Origin of the sequence: Streptomyces spiralis (assembly GCF_014654675.1) — a bacterium.
Classification (GTDB): Bacteria; Actinomycetota; Actinomycetes; order Streptomycetales; family Streptomycetaceae; genus Streptomyces; species Streptomyces spiralis.
Window position 1 is genome coordinate 5,252 of the sequence record NZ_BNBC01000076.1, and the last position, 872, is coordinate 6,123.

Consider the following 872-nt stretch of genomic DNA (forward strand, 5'->3'; position numbering starts at 1 on the left):
TCGACAACACCTTCGTGGTCGTCCAGCCCGACGAGGACGATCCAGTGTGGTTCGCCTCAGTGGCCGTCCTGGACGAAGGCGGCTACGAGATCGTCCGCCGTGACGCCTCCCGCAACGAGCACGAGGTCACCACGGCGACGAGCATCAACGACATCGCCCGCGACCTCACCATCTGGATGGCCTCCCGCGACTTCCCCGGACGGCCAACCAGACAGGCCACCGACTTCTAAAACACGACCTAGCCGCGGCGCGAAGAAATCCTGCAGAGGGCTGCGGTCCCACAATGCGAGGCTGCGGACGATGGCCGGACTCACAGCAGCGAGATACATGCCCAGCGCGATCTGACGAGCGGTTTCCGGCTTGCTCATCGTGACCGACGAGCGGTCTTGAAAACCGTCGTGGCGCAAGCCACCGTGGGTTCAAATCCCACACCCACCGCAGGTGAACGGCCCCTGACCAGGCGGATTGGTCGGGGGCCGTAGTGCTGAGCACTCCCGTCATTGACCGCTTGTTCCCCGTGGTTCCCCGTCGGATCGGGCACGGATGGGGCACGGGCTTCAGTCGCCCTGGAAACGCCGTCCGGGGCTTCATCCTCGGCCAGATCGAGGAGGCTGCCTGATGGCCGGTCAGCGCAAGCGCAACCCGAACGGCGCCGGCACGATCACCAAGCGCAAGGACGGCCGTTATCAGTGCGCGGTCTACGTGCTCCAGCCGGACGGCACCCGCGCGCACGTTCGCCTATGGCAAGACCTGGGCCGAGTGCGATGCCAAGCGCCGGGAACTGCTCGACAAGGCCGACCAGGGCGTGCCCGTGCCGACCCGGTCGGCCAAGCTCGCCGAGTGGCTGCCGTACTGGGTGGAGAACGTCATCA

General features: G+C 66.3%; 2 pseudogenes. Both read left to right on the forward strand.

Annotation, left to right across the window (positions count from 1 at the left end):
- Positions 1 to 230, forward strand: a pseudogene (locus IE318_RS45810) (hypothetical protein); the annotation flags it as partial.
- 388 nt (positions 231 to 618) lie between these two features.
- A pseudogene (locus IE318_RS45815) lies at positions 619 to 872 on the forward strand (site-specific integrase); the annotation flags it as partial.